Below are 4,507 nucleotides of genomic sequence, written 5' to 3'. Positions count from 1 at the left end.
AAAACACAAGTATCACTGGATTCAATGGCTCAAATTGCTTTTGATGCGATACAGTTTTCTGCAACTTTTAAAGTGACCTATGATATTCTACGTAATGATACTGTGATTGCAACGATCAATGATGAAATGGACTATGAGGCATCACCTGACTTTGTAAAGCACACGAACTTTCCAAACTTTCCTATACTAGATAACAATCCTAGTCCTGGAATCAATACGTATGAACTCAGAATTACAAGGGTTTCAACAGATGGTGTAGATGAGATTTTTGTTGGCTCTCGAAGCCTAAAAGCAACAGTATTTGAATGCTAGATACCAGTTTGAAAATAAAATTTTATGATTAAACGGGTTAACAGAAGGCGTAGAAATACGTTCTTTTTTTGTTGGGAAAATATCATCCATTGTGCTAGGGGAGGGAAGCAGGATGATAAACAAGAAAGTCCCTACTAAGATTACTCTTAATAAGGACTATGTACAGACAGCTTGCTATTATATTATCCCAATTATCAATTAAAATATAACAGTTGGTTTTTTACATTCCAGCCCATAGATAAGAGTCCAAGCAACTTCATGAGATTGTTCATAAGATAGTGTGAGATGATATTTTAGTTTAAAAAGTTGGGAGGTAATTTTATGGGTTTAAATAAGGGGCCTTTTGTCGTAGCTCAATGTTTTTCAGTATTGGATCCGTATGATGTTAATGCTGGTGCAATTCCTCTTCCTGATCCCTTTCCTACTGAAACACCTGTAGTTGTAGCTACCGTTGATGTATGTGTTACTCAGCCACAGAAAACACAAGTATCACTGGATTCAATGGTTCAAATTGCTGCAAATGGTAATGTCGCTGGTGCTTCAAGCGCATCTTTTGAAGTAACATATGAGCTATTTCGTAATAACGTAGTTATTGCAACGATCATTGATGAAATGGATTATGTTCCAACAGGATCATTTCCAGATGATGGAAGACATACAAACTTTCCAAACTTTCCTGTCCTAGATAATAATCCAAGTGCTGGAATTAATACGTATGATCTAGTATGTACAAATAAGGGTGGCAGCTTTCCGCCTATCTTTGCCGCATCCAGAAGCTTAAAAGCCACAGTGTTCACATTATAGATTACAGTTTAAAAATAAATTTATTCTTAAACGAGAAGGGCACATATAGTGCTTTTTTTGTATGGAAAGGATGTGAGAGATCATGGAATCCGCATACATAATAAAATCTAGTGAAGGTTATTATATAGGACCAAGGTTTTATGATTGGACAAGACGTGAATCTCTTGCACTGAGGTTTACCCACTCAGAAGTAAAAGAAGTGGTGAAAGATTTAACTAGCATAGGACATAGGTGTGAGGTTTGGCGTGTGGATCTATAAAAGCGGTGAGCGTTAATAATCACCTAAAAAGAAGAAAGTCCTCACTAAGAATTAACTTAATAAGGACTAATACAGACAGCTTGCTTTTATATTATCCCAATTATCAATTAAAATATATCAGTTGGTTTTTTCCATTCCAGCCCATAGATAAGAGTCCAAGCAACAACGTTAGATTGTTCATAAGATAGGATAAACGGATAATTATGAAGTTTGGAGGTGAGTTTATGGGACTTAAAAAAGAACCTTTTGTTGTGGCTCAAAGTTTTTCGGTTGAGAACCCATATGGTGGTGAAGGGGCAATTGAACTTCCTTCACCTATAGCAGGTGTTCCGATACCTAGAGTTGTAGCTACAGTTGATGTATGTGTTACACAGCCAATGAATACACAAGTCTCTCTGGATTCAATGGCTCAAATTGCTGTTGTAGGAGACCCAGACACTTCTGTATCTTTTGAAGTAACATATGAAATCATGCGCAATAGCACTACCATTGCGACGATAAATGATGAAATGGATTATGATGCTGTTTCTGAAGGAAGACATACAAATTTTCCAAACTTTCCTGTTCTAGACGATAGTCCACCTGCTGGAATCAATACGTATGATCTCGTATGTACAAGGGTTACAACAAATGAAGTTGAAGTAGACAATATCTTTGTTGGATCCAGAAGTCTAAAAGCAACGGTAATAACATTATAGATAACAGTTTGAAAATAAAATTTTATAAATTAAACGGTTAGCAGAAAGGGCGTAGATATACGTTCTTTTTTTGTTGGGAAAATATCATCCATTGAGCTAGGGGAGGGAAGCAGGATGATAAACAACAGGATAAATTATTAACTAACAGGTGCTACATGTTAGAAACAAATTATAAAAGGATAGCAAAAAGTAAAGAAGGATTACGAGAATAATAAATAAGAAGAGAGAATTTAATATTTCTTCTGATTATTTATTCTGTTAACATTTTATGAAAGTTTTTTAAACTGTTTAATTCTAGATCCCCATAGCCTCAGAATGAATTTATTTCCATTGGAATATGAAAGAGATTTATATATGATTTAAAGGTAAATTAATGAAAGTTTTAGTAATTGAAGGGGGAAAGCTGGTTTCTAGAAGTGTAATTAAGAAATTTACATAATAACATAAATATTAGGAGGAATCATATTGATTATTAAAAAAACAGTAACTTTACTTTGTATATTTCTATTAGTATTTTCAGCTGTAGTTATAGCAAAAGAAGTTGAAGATTTGAATAAAATGACTGTTTCAAGTATCAACTACATTCAACAACTGAAAAAGAACCATATAAGTGCAGGATCTAATTATACAGTTGGTTTGAAAAGTGATGGAACTGTAGTGGCAGTGGGTAGAAATCAGCATGGTCAAACGGAAGTAAGTAACTGGACTAATATTGTAGAAGTTTCTACAGGTACTTATCATACTACAGGATTAAAAAGTGATGGGACCGTAGAGGCAACAGGAAATGATGATTATGGTCAATTGGGAGTTAGCCACTGGAGTGACATTGTAGGAATATCATCAAATTTTTATCATACTGTTGGGTTAAAAAGTGATGGGACCGTAGAGGCAGTAGGAAGAGATGATTATGGTCAATTGGGAGTTAGCCGCTGGAGTGACATTGTCCAAGTATCCAATGGTTATATTCATACAGTTGGGTTGAAAAGTGATGGAAGTGTAGTAGCTGTGGGTAATGATAGAAACCATCAATTGAGAGTAAGTGAATGGAGTGACATTGTCCAAGTATCTGCAGGATATTATCATACAGTTGGATTGAAAAGTGATGGAAGTGTAGTAGCTGTGGGTCGGAATGAGTATGGCCAATTAGAAGTAAGCGAATGGAGTGACATTGTTCAAATATCTGCAGGGAATCATTATACAGTAGGGCTGAAAAGTGATGGGACCGTAGTGGCAGTAGGGGAAAATGAATTTGGTCAATTGGATGTAAGCGAATGGACTGATATTGTCCAAGTATCTGCTGGATTATCTCATACGGTAGGATTGAAAAGTGATGGTAGTATAGTGGCAGAAGGTCGGGATCATTATGGTCAATCAAAAGTAAGTGAGTGGACTGATATTGTACAAGCATCTGTAGGAACATATCATACCGTAGGATTGAAAAGTGATGGTAGTATAGCGGCAGAAGGTCGGGATGATTATGGTCAGTTGGGAGTAAATAATTGGTCTGACATAGTAGAAGTTTCCACGGGTTCTTATCATACGACTGGGTTAAAAAATGATGGAACTGTTGAGGCAGTAGGTTACAATAATTATGGTCAATTGGATGTAGGCGAATGGACTGACATTGTTCAAGTGTCTGCAGGTGTTTTTCATACGGTAGGATTGAAAAGTAATGGAAGAGTAATTGCAGAAGGGTATGATTATTACAAACAATTGGGAGTAAGTGATTGGACTAACATACACCAAATATCTGCAGGAGACCATCATACAGTTGGATTGAAAAAAGATGGTACCGTAAGAGCAGTAGGCTGGGCTAGTAGTGGAAGATTAGAGGTGAGCGAATGGACTGACATTGTTCAAGTATCTGCAGGAGGTTCCCATACAGTTGGATTGAAAAAAGATGGAAGAGTAGTGGCTGTGGGTCAGGATGATTATGGTCCATTAGAAGTAAATGACTGGACTGATATTGTACAAGTATCTGCTGGATCATCTCATACGGTAGGATTGAAAAGTGATGGAAGAGTAGTGGCTGTGGGTCGGAATGATTATGGTCAATTAGAAGTAAGCGAATGGACTGATATTGTACAAGTATCTACAGGACGTACTCTTACTGTAGGAGTAAAAAGAGATGGTAATATACTTATCGCAGGTATGGATGCTTATAAACAAGTAGAAGGAGTATTGTTATGGGAAGATATGAAAACTTTTTCCTCTCAACCTGATCAACCTACTAATATAATAGTAACATCTAGTGATGGACAAGTTCAAATTTCATGGAATGCAAGTAGTGATACAGAAAGTTATACAATTAAAAGATCAGAAGTAAGCGGTGGTCCATATATAACTTTAGCTAGTGATGTAACCTCTACAAGTTATATTGATACAAATGTAACAAACGGAACAACGTACTATTATGTAATTAGTGCAGTGAATA

5 protein-coding genes and 1 pseudogene are annotated in these 4,507 nt (G+C 36.1%); all 6 read left to right on the top strand.

What is annotated here, in order from left to right; genetic code table 11:
- Nucleotides 1-312: hypothetical protein (locus tag ERL59_RS18525; protein WP_160647734.1), on the top strand; the 312-nt coding region annotated here is incomplete at its 5' end.
- A gap of 321 nt (nt 313-633) precedes the next feature.
- A complete protein-coding gene (locus ERL59_RS18520) occupies nt 634-1,116 on the top strand; it encodes a hypothetical protein (RefSeq protein WP_160647733.1) in 483 nt (160 codons plus the stop codon).
- Nucleotides 1,117-1,198: 82 nt separating this feature from the next.
- Complete coding sequence (locus ERL59_RS18515) at nt 1,199-1,375, top strand: hypothetical protein (RefSeq protein WP_160647732.1); 177 nt, start codon at nt 1,199-1,201, stop codon at nt 1,373-1,375.
- 224 nt (nt 1,376-1,599) lie between these two features.
- A complete protein-coding gene (locus ERL59_RS18510) occupies nt 1,600-2,073 on the top strand; it encodes a hypothetical protein (RefSeq protein WP_160647731.1) in 474 nt (157 codons plus the stop codon).
- A gap of 558 nt (nt 2,074-2,631) precedes the next feature.
- Nucleotides 2,632-3,471 (top strand): annotated as a pseudogene (locus tag ERL59_RS21645) (RCC1 domain-containing protein); the annotation flags it as partial.
- Between the two features lie 36 nt (nt 3,472-3,507).
- On the top strand, nt 3,508-4,507 hold a 1,000-nt coding region (locus ERL59_RS21640; protein WP_407925745.1), incomplete at its 3' end, for an RCC1 domain-containing protein.

This window comes from Chengkuizengella marina (assembly GCF_009910845.1).
Lineage (GTDB): Bacteria > Bacillota > Bacilli > Paenibacillales > KCTC-33759 > Chengkuizengella > Chengkuizengella marina.
The sequence above is the reverse complement of the archived record's forward strand: the minus strand, read 5'-3'. Positions and strand labels throughout refer to the sequence as shown.

Excerpts from the sequence above, each read along its gene's own strand:
- ERL59_RS18515 (WP_160647732.1), top strand. The coding sequence starts at position 1,199 with ATGGAATCCGCATACATAATAAAATCTAGTGAAGGTTATTATATAGGA.
- ERL59_RS18510 (WP_160647731.1), top strand. The coding sequence starts at position 1,600 with ATGGGACTTAAAAAAGAACCTTTTGTTGTGGCTCAAAGTTTTTCGGTT.
- ERL59_RS18520 (WP_160647733.1), top strand. The coding sequence starts at position 634 with ATGGGTTTAAATAAGGGGCCTTTTGTCGTAGCTCAATGTTTTTCAGTA.